The 19,614-nt window shown below is 58.3% G+C and carries 14 protein-coding genes; 2 read left to right on the top strand and 12 right to left on the bottom strand.

The window, feature by feature from the left end; translation table 11 throughout:
- Positions 1-25 precede the first annotated feature (25 nt).
- The 3 genes from H7K56_RS21460 to cysJ are packed head-to-tail and all read right to left on the bottom strand — an operon-like array spanning position 26 to position 4,283.
- Positions 26-760, bottom strand: a complete 735-nt coding sequence (locus H7K56_RS21460; protein WP_058759741.1) for a phosphoadenylyl-sulfate reductase — start codon at positions 758-760, stop codon at positions 26-28.
- The gene (gene cysI / locus H7K56_RS21455) at positions 757-2,481 is read right to left on the bottom strand and encodes an assimilatory sulfite reductase (NADPH) hemoprotein subunit (RefSeq protein ID WP_059010910.1); all 1,725 of its coding nucleotides are present in this window, start codon (positions 2,479-2,481) and stop codon (positions 757-759) included. The genes H7K56_RS21460 and cysI overlap by 4 nt, the downstream gene beginning before the upstream one ends.
- Complete coding sequence (gene cysJ, locus H7K56_RS21450; RefSeq protein WP_058759740.1) at positions 2,481-4,283, bottom strand: NADPH-dependent assimilatory sulfite reductase flavoprotein subunit; 1,803 nt, start codon at positions 4,281-4,283, stop codon at positions 2,481-2,483. Before cysJ ends, cysI begins: the two co-directional genes overlap by 1 nt.
- A gap of 293 nt (positions 4,284-4,576) precedes the next feature.
- Between cysJ and queD the strand changes: the two genes are divergently transcribed.
- On the top strand, positions 4,577-4,939 hold the full coding sequence (queD, locus tag H7K56_RS21445; protein ID WP_176428100.1) for a 6-carboxytetrahydropterin synthase QueD: 363 nt from the start codon (positions 4,577-4,579) through the stop codon (positions 4,937-4,939).
- A gap of 207 nt (positions 4,940-5,146) precedes the next feature.
- Here queD and queE read toward each other — a convergent pair whose 3' ends face one another.
- The 6 genes from queE to rlmD all read right to left on the bottom strand — a co-directional run bounded on the left by queE (position 5,147) and on the right by rlmD (position 13,716).
- On the bottom strand, positions 5,147-5,818 hold the full coding sequence (gene queE, locus H7K56_RS21440; protein WP_150361122.1) for a 7-carboxy-7-deazaguanine synthase QueE: 672 nt from the start codon (positions 5,816-5,818) through the stop codon (positions 5,147-5,149).
- Positions 5,819-5,967: 149 nt separating this feature from the next.
- Positions 5,968-7,266, bottom strand: a complete 1,299-nt coding sequence (eno, locus tag H7K56_RS21435; RefSeq protein ID WP_021507362.1) for a phosphopyruvate hydratase — start codon at positions 7,264-7,266, stop codon at positions 5,968-5,970.
- A 77-nt stretch (positions 7,267-7,343) separates the two neighbouring features.
- Positions 7,344-8,981 (bottom strand): glutamine hydrolyzing CTP synthase, encoded by a 1,638-nt coding sequence (pyrG, locus tag H7K56_RS21430; protein ID WP_021507363.1) that lies wholly within the window; start codon positions 8,979-8,981, stop codon positions 7,344-7,346.
- Between the two features lie 259 nt (positions 8,982-9,240).
- Complete coding sequence (gene mazG / locus H7K56_RS21425; protein WP_150361121.1) at positions 9,241-10,023, bottom strand: nucleoside triphosphate pyrophosphohydrolase; 783 nt, start codon at positions 10,021-10,023, stop codon at positions 9,241-9,243.
- A 109-nt stretch (positions 10,024-10,132) separates the two neighbouring features.
- Positions 10,133-12,367 (bottom strand): GTP diphosphokinase, encoded by a 2,235-nt coding sequence (gene relA, locus H7K56_RS21420; RefSeq protein WP_021507365.1) that lies wholly within the window; start codon positions 12,365-12,367, stop codon positions 10,133-10,135.
- A gap of 32 nt (positions 12,368-12,399) precedes the next feature.
- Complete coding sequence (gene rlmD / locus H7K56_RS21415) at positions 12,400-13,716, bottom strand: 23S rRNA (uracil(1939)-C(5))-methyltransferase RlmD (RefSeq protein WP_150361120.1); 1,317 nt, start codon at positions 13,714-13,716, stop codon at positions 12,400-12,402.
- 90 nt (positions 13,717-13,806) lie between these two features.
- Between rlmD and barA the strand changes: the two genes are divergently transcribed.
- The gene (barA, locus tag H7K56_RS21410; protein WP_150361119.1) at positions 13,807-16,536 is read left to right on the top strand and encodes a two-component sensor histidine kinase BarA; all 2,730 of its coding nucleotides are present in this window, start codon (positions 13,807-13,809) and stop codon (positions 16,534-16,536) included.
- A gap of 179 nt (positions 16,537-16,715) precedes the next feature.
- Here the strand turns inward: barA and H7K56_RS21405 are convergent, their stop codons facing one another.
- The 3 genes from H7K56_RS21405 to garL all read right to left on the bottom strand — a co-directional run bounded on the left by H7K56_RS21405 (position 16,716) and on the right by garL (position 19,612).
- Positions 16,716-17,855 carry a glycerate kinase gene (locus H7K56_RS21405; RefSeq protein WP_058757043.1) on the bottom strand — a complete coding sequence of 380 codons (1,140 nt, stop codon included), beginning with the start codon at positions 17,853-17,855 and terminating at the stop codon, positions 16,716-16,718.
- 85 nt (positions 17,856-17,940) lie between these two features.
- Entirely contained in the window at positions 17,941-18,825 is an 885-nt protein-coding gene (gene garR / locus H7K56_RS21400) for a 2-hydroxy-3-oxopropionate reductase (RefSeq protein WP_150361118.1), read from the bottom strand.
- 19 nt (positions 18,826-18,844) lie between these two features.
- Positions 18,845-19,612, bottom strand: a complete 768-nt coding sequence (garL, locus tag H7K56_RS21395; RefSeq protein ID WP_021507370.1) for a 2-dehydro-3-deoxyglucarate aldolase — start codon at positions 19,610-19,612, stop codon at positions 18,845-18,847.
- Positions 19,613-19,614: the final 2 nt, after the last annotated feature.

Below are 19,614 nucleotides of genomic sequence, written 5' to 3'. Positions count from 1 at the left end.
TGCGCACTCGCAGCAATTGCGCCCATCAGCCTTCGTGTAACCCGCATTCGCGTTTGAGGCCGAAAAAGCGCGTCTCTTCCTCAGCCATCCCCGGCTCCCACTTGCGCGTGGTGTGCGTGTCGCCCACGGAGAGGTAACCTTCGTCCCACAGCGGATGGTACTTCAGCCCATGCTGCTTCAGATACTGGTGCACCTGACGGTTATCCCAGTCGATGATCGGCAGGATTTTGAACACGCCACGCTGCACGGCCAGTACCGGCAGGCTGGCACGGCTGCCGGACTGATCGCGGCGCAGGCCGGCAAACCAGGTCTGCGCACCCAGCGTTTGCAGCGCGCGGTTCATCGGTTCAACTTTGTTAAGCTGGTTGTACTGCTCGATCCCTTCAACGCCCTGCTCCCACAGCTTGCCGTAGCGCGCTTCCTGCCACGCCGGTGAGGTTTCGGCGCGGAAGATCTGCAGATTCAGGTTCAGCTGCTGCGTCAGTTCATCAATGAAGCGGTAGGTCTCAGGGAAGAGATAACCGGTATCGGTGAGGATCACCGGAATATCCGGGCGCTGCTGCGTGACCATGTGCAACAGTACCGCCGCCTGAATACCAAAACTCGACGACAGCACAAAGGCGCCCGGCAGCTGCTCCAGCGCCCAGCTGACGCGCTGTTCAGCAGAGAGCTTTTCCAGCTGGACGTTGCTTTCCGCCAGCGCCATGATGCGATCGACTTTGCTGCCGCTGTTCAGGCTGGCGAGATCGGGTAGTGTCATACTGCCTCCGGGTCCCAGAAATCACGGGCGGGATCGACCACCGGCTGCACAATGCCCGCGCGAATCACGAAGTCACCAAACCCTTCATCTGCCGTGCGCTCGCTGGCCCAGCGCGCCACCAGCTCATCGATGCTGGCGAGGATTTCGTTTTCCGTGATGTTTTCGCGGTACATGCGCGGGATGCGCGTGCCGATGCGATTACCACCAATATGCAGGTTGTAACGGCCCGGCGCTTTGCCCACCAGGCCCAGTTCGGCCAGCATGGCACGCCCGCAGCCGTTCGGACAACCGGTAACGCGTAACACTATGTGCTCTTCGCCGACGCCGTGGCGGTGCATGATCTCCTCCACTTTGCTGACGAAAGACGGCAGGAAGCGTTCGGCTTCAGCCATCGCCAGCGGACAGGTCGGGAAGGCCACGCAGGCCATGGAGTTTTCACGCTGCGGCGTGACCGCTTCCATCAGGCCGTGCTCACGCGCAATGGCTTCGATCTGCGCTTTCTGCACCTCCGGTACGCCGGCCACAATCAGGTTCTGATTGGCGGTCAGGCGGAAATCGCCCTGATGCACTTTGGCAATCTCCGCGATACCGCGCTTCAGCGGACGGCCCGGATAATCCAGCAGGCGACCGTTTTCGATAAACAGCGTCAGGTGCCATTTCTTGTCGATGCCCTTCACCCAGCCGATGCGATCGCCACGGGTGGTAAATTCGTACGGGCGAATCGGCTCGAAGGTCAGGCCGGCACGCTTCTCGACTTCGGCTTTAAAGGTCTCGACGCCGACGCGCTCCAGCGTGTATTTGGTTTTGGCATTTTTACGATCGGTACGGTTACCCCAGTCGCGCTGCGTGGTGACCACCGCCGCAGCCACATCAAGGATCTTCTCCACTGGCAGGTAGCCAAACTCGCTGGCGGTGCGCGCGTAGGTGGCTTTGTTGCCGTGCTCAATCGACAAGCCGCCGCCGACCAGCAGGTTAAAGCCAATCAGCTTGCCGTTCTCCGCAATGGCGATGAAGTTCAGATCGTTCGCATGCAGATCGACATCGTTATGCGGCGGCACCACCACGGTGGTTTTAAACTTACGTGGCAGATAGGTCTCACCGAGGATCGGCTCCTGATCGGTGGTGGCGACCTTCTCCTGATCCCACCAGATCTCGGCGTAGGCGCGCGTCTGCGGCAGCAGGTGCTCGGAAAGCTTTTTCGCCCACTCATACGCTTCCTGATGCAGCTCTGACTCCACCGGGTTCGAGGTACACAGCACGTTACGGTTGACGTCGTTAGCGGTGGCCAGCGCGTCCAGTCCGACTTCATGCAGCATCTGGTGAGTCGGCTTAACGTTCTTCTTCAGAATGCCGTGAAACTGGAATGTCTGACGGTTAGTCAGGCGAATGCTGCCGTACAGCGTTTTGTCGGTGGCAAATTTATCAATCGCCAGCCACTGCGTTGGCGTGATGATGCCGCCCGGCAGACGGCAGCGCAGCATCATCGCATGTCGCGGTTCCAGCTTCTGCGCGGCGCGCTCGGCGCGGATGTCGCGGTCATCCTGCTGGTACATGCCGTGAAAACGGATCAGCAGGAAGTTATCGCCGGTAAAGCCGCCGGTCAGGCCATTGTCGAGATCTTCTAAAATGGTGCCGCGCAGGTAGTTGCTCTGCTTTTTCAGACGCTCGGCGTCGGAAAGTTTGCCTTCAACCACCAGCGGTCCAGGATGTTTTTCGCTCATTAGTAAACGTCTCGCTGATAACGGCGCTCAATGCGCAGCTCACTTAAAAATTCGTCAGCGGTTTCACGATCCATGCCGCCGTGTTCGACCACCACATCCAGTAATGCCTGTTCAACGTCTTTCGCCATGCGATTGGCGTCGCCGCAGACGTACAGGTGCGCGCCCTCTTCAATCCAGCGCCACACTTCCGCCCCTCTGGCGCGGATTTTATCCTGTACGTAAATCTTTTCGGCCTGATCGCGTGACCACGCCAGATCGATATGGGTCAGCAGACCGTCTTTAACGTATTTCTGCCACTCTACCTGATAGAGGAAATCTTCGGTGAAGTGCGGATTACCAAAGAACAGCCAGTTTTTACCACTGGCACCGTCGTTTTCACGCTGCTGCATGAAGGCGCGGAACGGGGCAATGCCGGTGCCCGGGCCGATCATGATCACTGGCGCATCCGGATTGGCCGGCAGGCGGAAATTATCGTTATGCTCGATGAACACGCGGATTTCGCCATCTTCTTCCAGGCGATCGGCCAGCCAGGTAGAAGCGCCGCCGCCGCGCTGACGGCCGTCAATTTCATAACGCACCGCGCCGACGGTGATATGCACTTCGGTTTCGCTCTCCGCCTGCGACGAGGCGATGGAGTAAAGCCGCGGCGTCAGCGGACGCAGCAGGCCAGTCAGCTGGCCGGCGTTCAGTTCGGTGGGCGCCTGGCGCACCATGTCGACAATCGGGAAACTCTGCGCGAAGCTTTGCAGCTTCGGCTTGTCGCCCGCCAGCGCCAGCAGCGCCTCGTTGCGCGACAGGGCCGCATACTGCTCGACGATCTGCGGCGTGTTGACCGTCAGTTCGAAATGTTTCTGCAGCGCCTCGGCCAGCGGCAGGGTTTCTCCGCGCACCTCGACCTGCTCATCGCCTTTCAGCCATACCAGCTGCAGCAGCTCCTGCACCAGTTCCGCATCGTTTTCATACCATACGCCGAGCGCATCGCCTGGCTGGTAACGCAGACCGGAATCACCCAGATCGATTTCGATATGGCGCACGTCTTTATCTGAGTTGCGACCGGTAATTTTCTGGTTCAGAGCAAAGCTGGCGGTGAGCGGCGCTTCTTTGGTGTAAGGACTGCTGTCCACCAGATTGACGCTGCCAGCCGCGCTGGCTGCCAGCTGCGCTGCCGGTTCCGCCGGCACGCGCGCTTTGAGAATATCGGTGAGCTGCAGACGCCAGGCGCTGGCCAGCTCGCTGTATTCAACATCGGCATCCACGCGATCCAGCAGGCGTTCGCCGCCCAGTTCGGCCAGACGCTGGTCGAAGTCTTTACCGGCCTGACTGAAAAATTCATAGGAGGTATCGCCAAGACCAAACACGGCAAAGGCGGTATCACTCAGCTTCGGCGCTTTCTTCGACAGCAGGAATTTATGCAGCGCCACCGCCTCTTCCGGCGGTTCGCCCTCGCCCTGCGTTGAGGTCACGATGACCAGCAGTTTTTCCTGACCGATCTGTTTGAATTTGTAGTCGCCGGCATTCACCAGATTGACGCTCAGTTTCGCCGCCAGTAAATCGTCACGCAGCTGCTCGGCCAGCCGGCGCGCATTGCCGGTTTGGGAGGCGGAGATCAGCGTAATGCCCGGCACCTCAGCGGCGACTGGCGCAGGCGCGGCAACGGTGCCCGGTGCCTGATTAACCATGCCCCAGAAGTAGCCAGAAAGCCATGCCAGCTGCGTTGGATTGAAATCGGTGGTCGCGGCCTGTAAGCGCGCAATTTGCTCCGGGGATAGCGGAAGCATCGCTGGGGGTGCCTGAGTCGTCATCGCGTTAAAAATTCCAGTGTCAGAAATCCGTACCGGGAAGCGGCGGAAGAGTGGGTAGGTTACCGGCCTGTATATTAACGATTAAATAAGGCTTCGACATAATAAATAACCAAAATGACTAAGTGGTTTTTTGGGTCAGCCTAACCAGTAAAAGTGGTAAATAAAGTCTCAATAATTCAATCAGTTAATTTACGGCATAAACGGCAAATCAGCAGAAATGCCCTTTTCAGCGCTGGCGGGTGCGAAAAATCTGCTTTTCAGGTAGACTTCAGCGGTTTTTACGTCTGAGAGCCATTATGTCTACCACGCTGTTTAAAGAGTTCCAGTTTGAAGCGGCCCACCGCTTACCTCACGTGCCGGAAGGGCATAAATGCGGTCGTCTGCACGGCCATTCATTTCTGGTGCGACTGGAAATTACCGGTGAAGTGGATGCGCATACCGGTTGGGTAATGGATTTTGCCGAACTAAAGGCGGCGTTCAGGCCGATCTACGATCGCCTCGATCACCATTATCTCAACGATATTCCCGGTCTGGAGAACCCGACCAGCGAAGTGCTGGCGAAATGGATCTGGGATGAGATGAAGCCGATTCTGCCTGAGCTGAGTGCAGTGATGATCAAAGAGACCTGCACCGCAGGCTGCGTCTATCGCGGCTGACAGTCGCGGTAAAGGTCAGAAGGTCGCCATCAATGGCGACCCTACGGTGCAGTGCGGATTTTTACTGGGTGCGCATTAATGCGCATCGGCTACCATTGGCCAGGTCGCCATCAATGGCGACCCTACGGTGTAATGAGTTTTACAGGGTGCGCATTGATGCTTACCCGCCACAATGGCGTTAATTTTGCCGGGTGCGCATCGGGTGAATCAGGCGATGTTCAGGTATTTGTGCGTCTGCATCGAAAGCCGCCAGTTGCGGGCAATGCAGGTTTCGATACACAGTCTGGTCGCCGCCTCGCCACGGCTGATGGGCTGCAGCGCCACAATGCGTTTTTTCTCATCCTGCAGGCCAGCCAGCAGCGCATCCAGCGCTTCCACATCCCGCTCGCGCGCCACCGGATGTTTGATCTCATCGGCACGCTGCAGCACCTGCGGCAGCACATCGTAGCCACCCCGCATGTTCACCTTCGGCGACACCGTCACCCAGGTAGCAGCGGAACAGTGCACTTCATGCGTGCCGCTGGTTTCAATCTGACACTGAAAACCGGCCGCCTCCAGCGCTTCGGTCAGTGGACGTAAGTCAAAAATTGCCGGCTCACCGCCGGTGATTACCACATGGCGGGCGGTCCAGCCCTGACGCTGAATGCTCTCAATCAGCGTGGCCGCATCGGCGCTGCCCCAGGCATCGCTCTCCACGGTTTTGACCAGAATGTCCCCCAGCGACGTCTCCCGATCCGCCCGCGTTTCCCAGGTATGTTTGGTATCACACCAGCTACAGCCCACCGGACATCCTTGTAAGCGGATAAAGATGGCCGGCACGCCGGTGTAAAAACCTTCGCCCTGCAGCGTCTGGAACATTTCGTTAATCGGGTAGAACATTTTTTACTCACGTCAGAAATTCGAGGCGCAGATTATGGCAGATTTTGTGCGTCGCTTCACAGCTGCTTCGTGCCATAAAAAGCAAAAGCCCCGCACGAGGCGGGGCTTGATGTCAGGCGATGTGGCCGTTTAGCCACATCCGCAGGCGATTACGCCTGGCCTTTAACTTCTTTCAGACCGTTGAACGGCGCTTTGTCACCCAGCGCTTCTTCGATACGAATCAGCTGGTTGTACTTAGCAACGCGGTCAGAACGGCTCATAGAACCGGTTTTGATCTGGCCAGCGGCAGTACCGACCGCCAGGTCAGCGATGGTCGCATCTTCAGTTTCGCCAGAGCGGTGAGAGATGACCGCGGTGTAGCCAGCATCTTTCGCCATCTTGATCGCAGCCAGGGTTTCGGTCAGAGAACCGATCTGGTTGAATTTGATCAGGATAGAGTTAGCGATGCCTTTCTCGATGCCTTCTTTCAGGATTTTGGTGTTGGTCACGAACAGGTCGTCGCCCACCAGCTGAATTTTGTCGCCCAGTACTTTGGTCTGGTAAGCGAAGCCGTTCCAGTCAGACTCATCCAGACCGTCTTCGATAGAAACGATTGGGTACTGTTTGGTCAGGTCTTCCAGGAAGTGGGTGAACTCTTCAGAAGTGAAGGCTTTGTTGCCTTCGCCAGCCAGCACATATTTGCCGTCTTTGTAGAATTCAGATGCTGCGCAGTCCATCGCCAGGGTGATGTCTTTGCCCAGCTCGTAGCCTGCTGCTTTAACAGCTTCGGCGATAACGGCCAGCGCTTCGGCGTTTGAACCCAGGTTTGGCGCGTAGCCACCTTCGTCACCCACCGCGGTGTTCATGCCTTTGGCTTTCAGGACTTTAGCCAGGTGATGGAACACTTCAGAACCCATACGGATGGCTTCTTTCACGGTTTTCGCGCCAACCGGCTGAATCATGAACTCCTGGATATCAACGTTGTTATCCGCGTGCTCACCACCGTTGATGATGTTCATCATTGGCAGTGGCATAGAGTATTTGCCCGGGGTGCCGTTCAGTTCTGCAATGTGTGCGTACAGTGGCAGGCCTTTAGAGGCTGCTGCTGCTTTCGCTGCTGCCAGAGAAACCGCCAGAATGGCGTTTGCACCGAAGTTGGATTTGTTGTCAGTACCGTCCAGCTCGATCATGATCTTATCGATGTTCGCCTGGTCTTTGGCATCTTTGCCTTTTACCGCGTCAGCGATTGGGCCGTTAACCGCAGCAACCGCTTTGGTTACGCCTTTGCCCAGGAAACGAGACTTATCACCGTCACGCAGCTCCAGTGCTTCGCGTGAACCAGTTGATGCACCTGATGGCGCAGCAGCCAGACCAACGAAACCGCCTTCCAGATGCACTTCTGCTTCTACAGTCGGGTTGCCACGGGAGTCGATGATTTCGCGACCGATGACTTTAACGATTTTGGACATTCGATTTTCCTCAGTACAAGTTAGTCAATCCTAAGACAAACAACGCGCGAAAAGTTCGCGCGCTGTTCGTTAAACTCTTACTTCGCTAAACGCTTCTGGTGCTCCTGCGCGGCTTTCACAAAGCCAGCGAACAGCGGATGACCATCACGCGGGGTCGACGTGAATTCCGGGTGGAACTGGCAGGCTACAAACCATGGATGATTCGGGATCTCAATGATCTCCACCAGTTGATCGTCGCCGGAACGGCCTGCAATGTGCAGACCCGCCGCTTCAATCTGCTTCAGCAGCAGATTGTTTACTTCGTAACGGTGGCGGTGACGCTCAGTAATGACGTCAGAGCCGTACAGCTGGCGCACTTTACTTTCCGGCGTCAGCTGGCACTGCTGGCTTCCCAGACGCATGGTGCCGCCCAGATCGCTCTGCTCGGTACGCTGTTCAACGTTACCGTTTTCATCGCGCCATTCGGTGATTAACGCAACCACCGGGTACTTACAGTCTGGCACAAATTCAGTGGAGTTGGCGCCTTCCATTCCGGCCACATTGCGCGCGAATTCCATCAGCGCAATCTGCATGCCAAGGCAAATGCCGAGGTACGGAATGTTGTTTTCACGCGCGTATTGCGCGGTCAGCAATTTTCCTTCCACACCGCGGTAACCGAAGCCACCAGGAATCAGGATAGCATCAAGATCTTTCAGAATTTCGACGCCGCGCGTTTCCACATCCTGCGAATCGATCAGCTTGATGTTAACGGTGACGCGATTTTTCAGGCCGCCGTGCTTCAGCGCTTCAATCACGGATTTATAGGCATCCGGCAGTTCGACATATTTGCCGACCATACCGATGGTGACTTCGCCGCCCGGATTGGCTTCTTCGTAAATCACCTGCTCCCACTCGGCCAGATTGGCTTCCGGCGCGCTCAGGTTGAAACGCTTGCAGATGTAATCATCCAGACCCTGTGATTTCAGCAGGCCCGGGATCTTGTAGATCGAATCAACGTCTTTCAGCGAGATAACCGCTTTTTCCGGCACGTTACAGAACAGGGCGATCTTCGCACGCTCGTTAGCGGGCACCGCGCGGTCTGAACGGCAAATCAGCACGTCAGGCTGAATACCAATCGACAGCAGCTCTTTGACCGAGTGCTGAGTTGGCTTGGTTTTCACTTCACCCGCCGCCGCCATGTAAGGCACCAGCGTCAGGTGCATATACATGGTGTGTTCACGGCCAACATCGACCGCCATCTGGCGAATCGCTTCCAGGAACGGCAGGGATTCGATATCGCCCACGGTTCCGCCGATTTCCACCAGCACGACGTCATGACCTTCGCCACCTTCAATGATGCGCTCTTTGATGGCGTTGGTGATGTGTGGGATAACCTGAATGGTCGCGCCCAGATAGTCGCCGCGACGCTCTTTGCGCAGCACTTCTGAGTAGATACGGCCGGTAGTAAAGTTGTTGCGGCGCGACATTTTGGTACGGATGAAGCGCTCGTAGTGACCTAAATCCAGATCGGTCTCGGCCCCGTCATCGGTGACGAACACTTCACCGTGCTGCGTAGGACTCATGGTACCCGGATCGACGTTGATATACGGATCGAGTTTCATGATGGTCACATTCAGACCACGTGCTTCAAGGATGGCTGCGAGGGAGGCTGCGGCAATGCCTTTGCCCAGAGAGGAAACGACCCCGCCGGTCACAAAAATATAATTCGTTGTCATGCTGAACCTGAGAGTTTAGGTTTAAAGACGGTGGAATAACCAGGACGGGAAAACAGTATACCCGAAGTCGTCCGCAGCCACAATTGATGAATCACACCATCCTCCTCGCATTACAGCCTGTAACATAGCGGAGAGTGCCGGGTGAAATGTTGACGTACGTCACAAAGTTGCCGACTGGCTGAATCGAGTAAGCTCAGACGGTGATTTTATGCGCAGCGCTGGAATAATCACCAGCGCTGCGCAGAGAGGCTGAATAAGGTTATTCGCCGGCTTTGACCTGCTGCCAGGCGGCTTCCATCTGCGCCAGCGTAGCCTGTTCCATGCTCAGCCCCTGGGCCTGAATAATATTCTCTACCTGACGGAAGCGGCGCTCGAACTTGTCGTTGGCCTTTTGCAGCGCGGTTTCCGCTTTGCTGCCAAGATGGCGTGACAGATTGACAGTGGCGAACAGCAGATCGCCAATCTCCTCTTCCAGCTTGTCGCTGTCCACCACCGCCTGCTGCGCTTCATGCATTACTTCGTCGATCTCTTCATGCACTTTATCCAGCACCGGCCCGAGGCTGTCCCAGTCGAAGCCTACGCTGTAACAGCGCTTCTGGATTTTATAGGCGCGCATCAGCGCCGGCAGCGCTTTAGGGATATCGTCCAGCACCGAGTGCTGCGACTTCTCCGCACGCTCGCGCTGCTTGATCGCCTCCCAGTTTTTCAGCACTTCAGCCGTGGAATCGACCTGGACTTCGCCGAAGATGTGCGGATGGCGACGCTCCAGTTTGTCACTGATGGCGTTGCAGATGTCATCGAAGTTGAAACGCTGCTGCTCCTCGGCCATGCGGGCGTAGAACACCACCTGAAACAGCAGATCGCCCAGTTCGCCGCGCAGATCGTCAAAGTCTTCGCGCTGGATGGCGTCGATAACTTCATAGGTCTCTTCCAGCGTATACGGCGCGATTGAGGCAAAGGTCTGCTGGCGATCCCACGGGCAGCCGCGCACCGGATCGCGCAGGGTTTGCATGATGGTGAGCAGGCGGTCTAAAGCAGTCATGAAACTCCCCGGAACAACAAGATAAAAAGCCGCCATTAATGGCGACCCTGCAGGGTAATTACGCGGTTTTGCCTGGGTGCGCATTGCTGCGCACCGGTCTCAGCAGGGCTTAATGTAAGCGGCGCGCATCGATAATATCCGGCACCTGATTAAGGCGCGCCAGCACGCGACCCAGCACCTGCTGGTTATAAATCTCGATATCCATATCGATGGTGGCGAGCTGCTTTTTGGTGTCGCTGCGGCTGGACACGCCCAGCACGTTGACCTTTTCATTGGCCAGAATGGTGGTGATGTCGCGCAGCAGCCCGCTGCGATCGTTGGCCGTCACGCGTACCACCAGCGAATAACCGCTGGAGTAACTTTCGCCCCACACCGCATCGACAATGCGTTCCGGTGCATGCGAAATCAGTTCGCTGAGCTGATCGCAGTCGGCGCGGTGAATCGAAATGCCGCGCCCCTGGGTAATAAACCCGACAATATCATCGCCCGGAATCGGCTGGCAGCAGCGTGCAATGTGGTGCAGCAGATTGCCGACCCCCTCCACCACCACGCGGCCACTCTCTTTGCGCGCCGACGACGGCTGATGCGATTTCTGCGTCAGCTGACGCAGCGCCTCGCGATCTTCCTCTTCGGCGCTCGGCTTGTTGAGCTTCGCCTGCAGGAAGTTAACCATCTGGTTAAGACGGATATCCCCGCCGCCAATCATCGCCAGCAGCTCATCCTGCGAGCTGACGTTATAACGCGGCAGCAGCAGCTTCTCGGCTTCGCGCATGCTGATATCCAGCTGGCCCAGCTCGCTATCCAGAATCTGCCGGCCGGCCGCGATATTTTTGTCGCGATCCTGTTTACGGAACCAGGCATGAATCTTCGAGCGCCCGCGGCTGGTGGTGATATAGCCGAGGTTGGGGTTCAGCCAGTCGCGGCTCGGGTTCGGCTGCTTCTGGGTGATCACCTCAATCTGATCGCCCATCTGCAGCTGATAGGTAAAGGGCACGATACGGCCGCCGATTTTGGCGCCGATGCAGCGATGACCAATATCACTGTGAATGTGGTAGGCAAAGTCGAGCGGCGTGGAACCGGCCGGCAAATCGACCACGTCGCCCTTTGGCGTAAACACGTAAACGCGGTCATCAAATACCTGGCTGCGCACCTCTTCCAGCATCTCGCCGGAATCCGCCATCTCTTCCTGCCAGGTAATCAGTTTACGCAGCCAGGCGATGCGCTCTTCGTGCCCTGCGGCACCGCGTGCGTTGCTGGCGGTCGGTCCTTCTTTGTACTTCCAGTGTGCCGCGACGCCCAGTTCAGCGTCCTCGTGCATCTGGCGGGTACGGATCTGAATCTCGACCGTTTTGCCCTGCGGTCCCAGCACCACGGTATGAATCGACTGATAGCCGTTTGGCTTGGGATTGGCGACGTAATCGTCGAACTCGCTAGGCAGATGACGATACAGCGTATGGACGGTGCCGAGCGCGCCGTAGCAGTCCTGCAGGCGTTCAGCGACGATGCGCACTGCGCGCACGTCGAACAGCTCATCAAACGCCAGCGACTTCTTCTGCATTTTGCGCCAGATGCTGTAGATATGCTTGGGACGGCCGTAAACTTCCGCACGCACGCCCTCTTTTTGCATCTCTTTACGCAGGTTATCGACGAAGTTATCAATGTACTGTTCACGATCGATGCGGCGTTCGTGCAGCAGTTTGGCGATGCGTTTGTATTCGTCAGGATGGAGATAGCGGAAGCAGTAATCTTCCAGCTCCCATTTGAGCTGGCCGATCCCGAGACGGTTGGCCAGCGGCGCGTAGATGTTGGTGCTCTCTTTCGCCGCCAGCACGCGCTCATCTTCCGGCGCATCTTTCATCTCGCGCAGATGGGCGATACGTTCTGCCAGCTTGATGACCACGCAGCGGAAATCTTCCACCATCGCCAGTAGCATGCGGCGCACGTTATCCACCTGCTCCGAGGCCATTGAGTCGTTGTGAATGGCTTTCAGCTGGCGGATGGCATCCATATCGCGCACGCCGTGCACCAGCGAGACGATGCTTTTGCCAAAGGCCTTTTCCAGATCCTCTTCGCTTACCACGCCCGCATTGGCCAGCGGGAACAGCAGCGCGGCGCGCAGACTGTCGATGTCCATACTGAGCATGGTGAGAATTTCCACCATCTCAATACCGCGCCACAGCAGCAGAGCCTGATCAGGATGGTCGTGCGTTTCGGCTTCACAGTAGCGCCATGTTTCCGCCAGTCGTTCGCAGGATTGCGGATTACTGATACTCAAGCTGGCGATCCACTGGTCAAGGGCAAATTCCCCGGCCGTATTTAAATGCGCACTTCTAACCGCAACCATATCCTCTCCTGCCACAGCGACTTAAACATCGCTTATGTTTTGCTAAACAGCACCATGGATTCGAGATGGCTGGTATGAGGGAACATATCCAGCATCGCGACCCTTTCCAGATGGTAGCCCGCCGACAGTAATGTCTGACTGTCGCGGGCAAGTGTTGTCGGGTTACAGGAAACATAGACCACGCGTTGCGGCGCAAGTTTAACGATATGCGACATCACGCCCGCGGCCCCGGCACGCGCCGGATCCAGTAACACCTTATTAAATCCCTGCGCCGCCCAGGGCTGGCGCGAGACATCTTCCTCTAAATTGTGCTGGAAGAAGCAGACATTTCTGAGATTGTTAAGCTGAGCATTATACTCTGCCTGGCGCACTAATGCTGCAACGCCCTCCACACCCACCGCATTTTGTACGAACTTTCCTAGCGGCAATGTGAAGTTGCCCATGCCGCAGAACAGATCCAGCACCCGATCGTCCGGCTGCAGATCCAGCCAGGCAATCGCCTGTGCCACCATCTGCTGATTCACGCCATCGTTGACCTGAATGAAATCCTGCGGGCTAAAGGTTAGCTGCAAATCAAACGAGCGATAGTAAGGCTGCTCAGCACCGAGCGCCTGCAGCGCGTCACTGCCGTCCGCCAGCCAGATCATCAGCCGGTGCTCATGCGAAAAACGTTCCAGTTTTGTCCGGTCCGCAGCGGAGAGCGCATCAAGATGGCGCAGCACCATTAGCGGAGCGTTATCCGCCAGCACCAGTTCCACATGCCCCAGCCGTTTCACTGCGTGCAGGTTGCTGAGACAGTGGTGCAGCGGCTGCAGCAGCGCCTCAAGCTCGGGCACCAAAACGGGGCATTGCGTCACATCAATCAGATCGTTACTGGCCGCCTGACGGAAGCCCATCTGCAGGCGCTGCTGCTTCGGCAGCCACTGCAAACCGAGACGCGCGCGCCGGCGATAGCCCCAGGGCGCAGCGCTGATGATCTCATCCACCTGCACCGGCAGCGCCGCTTCCTGACTCAGCATGCGGCCCAGCGCCCGCGCTTTGCTCTCCTGCTGCAGCGCCACGGACACGTGCTGCTGCTGGCAGCCGCCGCACACGCCGAAATGGATGCAGCGCGGTTGCTGGCGCTGCGGGCTCGGTTGTGTAATCTTTTTGGCTTTGCCGCGCGCAAACTGACGCTTATCTTCGGTCAGGATCACCTCGGCCTGTTCGCCGGGCAGCGCGCCGCTGACAAACAGCGTTTTACCGTTATGGCGCGCCACGCCCTGACCAAAGGGATCAAGCTCGTCAATGGTGACGCTGAGACGTTGCTTCGTCGTCACGCGCTGTTTTGCGGAGTAAAATTGCGCCATAGTATTGTGAATTCTCAGTTTTCATTAGGTGTGCAGCCGTATGCGGTTTTTGCACAGGGATAAAATGCCAGGAGTCGCCAGGCCACAATTATGACCAAATACAGCCTGCGGGCGCGAATGATGATTCTGATACTGGCGCCGACGCTGATGATTGGCCTGCTGCTCAGTACCTTCTTCGTGGTGCACCGCTACAACGAACTGCAGCACCAGGTGCGCGATGCCGGCGCTAACATTATCGAACCGCTGGCGGTGTCGAGCGAGTACGGCATGACGTGGCATAATCGTGATGCGATTCGCGAGCTGGTCAGCCTGCTGCATCGCCGTCATTCCGATATTGTCCGTGCCATTACGGTTTTCGACAACAACAATCACATCTACGTCAGCTCCAATAACAACCAGAACCTCGCGCTGCTGCAAAAAGCCGATATTTCCACGCTGGCGGATGGCGTGTCGGTGGAGCGACACGGCAACCTGATGGTGCTGCGCACGCCGATTATCTCTGAACGCTATTCGGTGGACGAACTGCCGGGTGAAGACGCCAAGCCGGCAGGCAATCCGCTGGGTTATGTGGCGATTGAGCTGGATCTGCAGTCGGTGCGGCTGGAACAGTACAAAGAGGTGTTTGTCGCCACTCTGCTGCTGCTGTTCTGCCTGTGTATCGCCATGCTGTTTGCCTATCGACTGATGCGCGACGTCACTGGCCCGATTCGCAACATGGTTACCACCGTGGACCGCATCCGGCGTGGCCAGCTCGACAGCCGCGTGGATGGCTACATGCTGGGGGAACTGAGCATCCTGAAAAACGGCATCAACGCCATGGCGATGTCGCTTACTGCCTACCATGAAGAGATGCAGCAGAACATCGACCAGGCAACCTACGATCTGCGCGAAACGCTCGAGCAGCTGGAGATTCAGAACGTCGAGCTGGACCTGGCGAAAAAGCGCGCCCAGGAAGCGGCACGCATCAAGTCGGAGTTTCTCGCCAATATGTCGCACGAGCTGCGCACGCCGCTCAATGGCGTGATTGGCTTTACCCGCCAGATGCTGAAAACCGGGCTAAGCACCAACCAGCGTGATTACATGAGCACCATTGAGCGTTCGGCCAATAACCTGCTCAGCATCATTAACGACGTGCTCGATTTCTCCAAACTGGAAGCCGGTAAGCTGGTGCTGGAGTCGATCCCGTTCCCGCTGCGCGCCACGCTGGATGAAACGCTGGTGCTGCTGGCGCCGTCCGCGCACGAGAAAGGCCTCGAGATCACCGTGTGCCTCGGGAAACAGGTGCCGGATAATGTGATTGGCGATCCGCTGCGTCTGCAGCAAATTCTGATCAACCTGATTGGCAACGCCATTAAATTCACCGAGCGCGGCCACATTGATCTGCGCGTCGAGCTGCGTCATCTCAGCATCACGCGGGCGGAACTGGAGATTCAGGTGCACGATACCGGCATCGGTATCTCTGAGCAGCAGCAGTCGCAGCTGTTCCAGGCATTTCGTCAGGCGGACGCCAGTATTTCGCGCCGTCACGGCGGTACCGGTCTTGGCCTGGTGATTACGCAGAAACTGGTGCACGAAATGGGCGGTGAGATCGCCTTCCACAGCCGGCAGAATCAGGGCTCCACCTTCTGGGTACAGGTACATCTGGATCTCAATCCTAATGCACCGGCGATTCCACGCATGCTCGACGATCTGCACGCCACACCGCTGGCTTATATCGAACCCCATCCGGCGGTGGCGAAAGCGGTTCAGGAAATGCTGAGCATTACGCCTTTGCAGGTGCAGCACTTTGCCAGCCTTGACGATCTGCCCGACGCCCACTTCCCGCTGCTGCTGATGGGGCTGCCGGTCAGCGATCCCCATCCGGCTACGCTGTCCGATGCGCTGATTGCCCGCCTGCGCGCACACGCCGACTCCGTGCTGCTGGCGCTGCCGAGCGAAATGATGCTGTTCGCCGATGATTTGCGCGCGCGCGGTATCGCCGGCTGCATTGCCAAACCGGTGTCGCTGACGCGATTGCTGCCGATGCTGCTCGATCTCAACATGCGTCATAGCGACGCCGCCCCGCGCGGCGTAAGACAGCCGCTGACGGTGATGGCGGTGGATGATAATCCGGCCAACCTGAAGCTGATCGGCGCATTGCTGGAGGAGCAGGTCCAGAACATCATTCTGTGCGACAACGCCAGTCAGGCGATTCACCAGGCGCGGCAGCAGCGGCTGGACGTGATCCTGATGGATATTCAGATGCCGGACATCGACGGCATCCGCGCCAGCGAGATCATCCGCAGCCTGCCACAGCACGCCAGCACGCCGATTGTCGCGGTCACGGCGCATGCGCTGGATGGCGAACGTGAGCAGTTGATCGCCGCCGGCATGAATGACTATCTCGCCAAGCCGATTGATGAGGACAAGCTGAAGCAGCTGCTGCAGCGCTATGCGCCGGGCAGCGTGGCGAGCGCGGTGCGACAACCAGCGATCGCGCCCTCACTCGACTGGGCGCTGGCGCTGCGCCAGGCGGCGAATAAAGCCGAGCTGGCGCGCGATCTGCTGCAGATGCTGCTGGATTTTCTGCCGGAAGTGGAGCAGCGCGTGGCGCAATGTATGGCGCAGAATGACCTCGATGGGCTGCGCGAGATTATCCACAAGCTGCACGGCAGCGCCAGCTACAGCGGCGTGCCGCGGCTGAAACAGCTGTGTCAGCAGCTGGAGAAGAGTCTGCATCAGGAGAGCGATATCGCAGCGCTGGAACCAGAGCTGCTGGAGCTGAGCGACGAGATGGCGAATGTAGCGCGCGAAGCGCGTCAGGTGCTGGGCGTGGCGTAGTGAGGGTTGTGCGTTCTGGGTTGTGCGCTGGGCCCTCACCCTAACCCTCTCCCGGCGGGAGAGGGAACCGTCCGGTGCGATCCAGAGGAACAGCGCGAAATCCAAATCCGTGCACCATCAGCCCCCTCTCCCGCCTGCGGGAGAGGGCTGGGGTGAGGGGAAAACCGCACCGCCTCCCCTTACAAACCCTGCCCCACCTTGATCGTGGCAGCGACGTTCCTTGCCGTCAGGCGGACATTCTGCGCGGCATTGGCCAGCGCCTCTTCCAGCGAACAGATACCCGACAGCACGCTGTACACCGCGTCGATCCCGTGCTGATGCACCACACCGACATCCGCCGTCAGGCTGCCCGCAATGCCGATCACCGGCTTATTGAACTGCTTCGCCACCTGCGCCACGCCAACCGGCACTTTGCCGTTAACTGACTGACTGTCGATGCGCCCTTCACCGGTAATCACCAGATCGGCATCCTGCACCTGCTGCGCCAGCCCCAGCGCTTCGGTGACAATCTCAATGCCGCGCCGCAGTTCCGCGTGGCAAAACGCATGCAGCGCCGCGCCCATGCCGCCGGCTGCGCCACCGCCGGCGATGTGCAGCACATCAATATCCAGGTCGCGCTGAATAATCGCGGCGTAATGGCCGAGCGCGGCATCCAGCTGCTGCACCAGCTGCGGCGTGGCCCCCTTCTGCGGGCCAAAAATCGCCGACGCCCCCTCTTCGCCAATCAGCGGATTGGTCACGTCGCACGCCACTTCAATGCGGCACTGCAGCAGGCGCGGATCCAGATCGGCGATCTCAATCTTCGCCAGCTGCGGCAGTGCCCCGCCGCCGTAGCCAATCCCGCTGCCGTCGCTGTCCAGCAGCCGGGCACCGAGCGCCTGCACCATGCCGGCGCCGCCGTCGTTGGTGGCGCTGCCGCCGATGCCGATGATGATGTGATCGACGCCGCGATCCAGCGCGTTTTTGATCAGTTCACCGGTACCGTAGGAGGTGGTGATCAGCGGATCGCGCTGTGCCGCAGGCACCAGCTCCAGCCCGCTGGCCGCCGCCATCTCAATAAAGGCGGTACGCGCATCACCGGATAATCCGTAAAACGCGTCGACCGGCTCGCCGAGCGGCCCGGTCACCGTCAGTCTGACGATGTTGCCCTGGGTTGCCGCCACCATTGCTTCAACCGTGCCTTCTCCGCCGTCGGCGACCGGTATTTTGACATAGTCAGCGGCGGGGAAAATTTCGCGAAATCCCGCTTCTATCGCGGTAGCCACTTCCAGGGCGGACAAACTCTCTTTGTATGAATCCGGTGCGATGACAATTTTCATAGGCAATCCGAGCGCGGTAGGTGACGGAAATCCGTCTGGCTAAGGCAGTACAGCGTCCGGCATCCGCAGACACCGGACGCGGGCACTACCGGGTGATCTCAACTTTGGCTAATTTTTCATAATAGCAAGCCAGCGCGCTATGATCGGACGTACCCTGCCCGTCGACTTTTAGCGCCTGCATCATCTCCATCACCGCCGCGGTCAGCGGCAGATGTGCGCCAATGCCGTGTGAGGTATCAAGCGCATTAGCTAAATCCTTGATATGCAAATCGATACGGAAGCCAGGCTTAAAGTTGCGGTCCAGCACCATGGGCGCTTTGGCATCCAGCACGGTGCTGCCCGCCAGACCGCCGCGAATCGCCTGGTAAACCAGTTCCGGATTGACGCCGGCTTTGGTGGCCAGCGACAGCGCTTCTGACATCGCGGCAATGTTGAGCGCCACAATCACCTGGTTGGCCAGTTTAGTGACGTTGCCCGCGCCGATATCGCCGGTGTGCACCACCGAACCGGCCATCGCCTTAAGAACATCGTAGCACTGATCAAACAGCGCTTTATCGCCGCCGACCATCACCGACAGCGTGCCTTCAATCGCTTTTGGCTCACCGCCGCTCACCGGCGCATCCAGCATTCTGATGCCTTTTTCTGCCAGCGCATCATGCACTTCGCGGCTGGCCAGCGGCGCGATGGAGCTCATGTCGATCACCACCAGCCCCGGCTTCGCCCCTGCGATAATGCCGTTCTCGCCCAGACACACCTCTTTCACCTGCGGTGAGTTCGGCACCATGGTGATCACCACGTCAACCTGCGCGGCCAGCTCTTTCGGCGTTTTCGCCACGGTGGCACCCAGCTCCACCAGTTCGGCTTCGTTGCTGGCGTTGTGGTCGCGCACCACCAGGGTGTAACCGGCTTTCACCAGGTTTTTACTCATCGGTTTGCCCATGATGCCGAGGCCGATAAATCCAATTTTCATTGCCTTTCCCCTTCGTCAGTTACTGCTTAAATTTGTCGCACAGCGCCTGCGTGGCGTGGCGGAAAACACCGAGATCGCTGCCGACGGCAACAAAGCTGGCACCCCATTCGAGATAACGGCGTGCGTCAGCCTCCACCGGCGCCAGAATCCCGCTCGGCTTACCGGCAGCTTTGGCGCGCTCAAGGATGTAACGGATCACTTTCAGCACTTCCGGATGCGCCGGCTGGCCGAGATAGCCCAGCGCCGCTGACAGATCGCCCGGGCCGACAAAGATGCCGTCTACGCCATCCACCGCCGCGATGGCGTCAATGTTGTCCACCGCCTGCTGGGTTTCGATTTGCACCAGCACGGTGATGTTGTCATTGATGGTGGCGTTGTAGTCCGCCAGCGTGCCGTACATGTTGCTGCGATGCGAAACTGACACGCCGCGAATCCCGGCTGGCGGATAGCGGGTCGATGCCACCGCGCGCGCCGCCTCTTCTGCAGTTTCCACAAACGGAATCAGGAAGTTATAGAAGCCAATATCCAGCAGACGCTTGATGATGATCGGCTCATTGCACGGCGGTCGCACCACCGGCGCGCTCGGGCTGCCTTTTAGCGCCATCAGCTGCGGAATAAAGGTGGTGATGTCGTTCGGCGCGTGTTCGCCGTCCAGCACCAGCCAGTCAAAGCCCGCCAGCCCCAGCACTTCCGTGGTGAGAGGATTGGCAAGGGCGCACCAGCTGCCAATCAGGGTTTCCCCTGCCAGCAAACGACGACGAAAAGGGTTGGGCCAGGCATTGCTCATGA

It is taken from the genome of Pantoea dispersa (genome assembly GCF_014155765.1).
GTDB lineage: Bacteria > Pseudomonadota > Gammaproteobacteria > Enterobacterales > Enterobacteriaceae > Pantoea > Pantoea dispersa.
The sequence above is the reverse complement of the archived record's forward strand: the minus strand, read 5'-3'. Positions and strand labels throughout refer to the sequence as shown.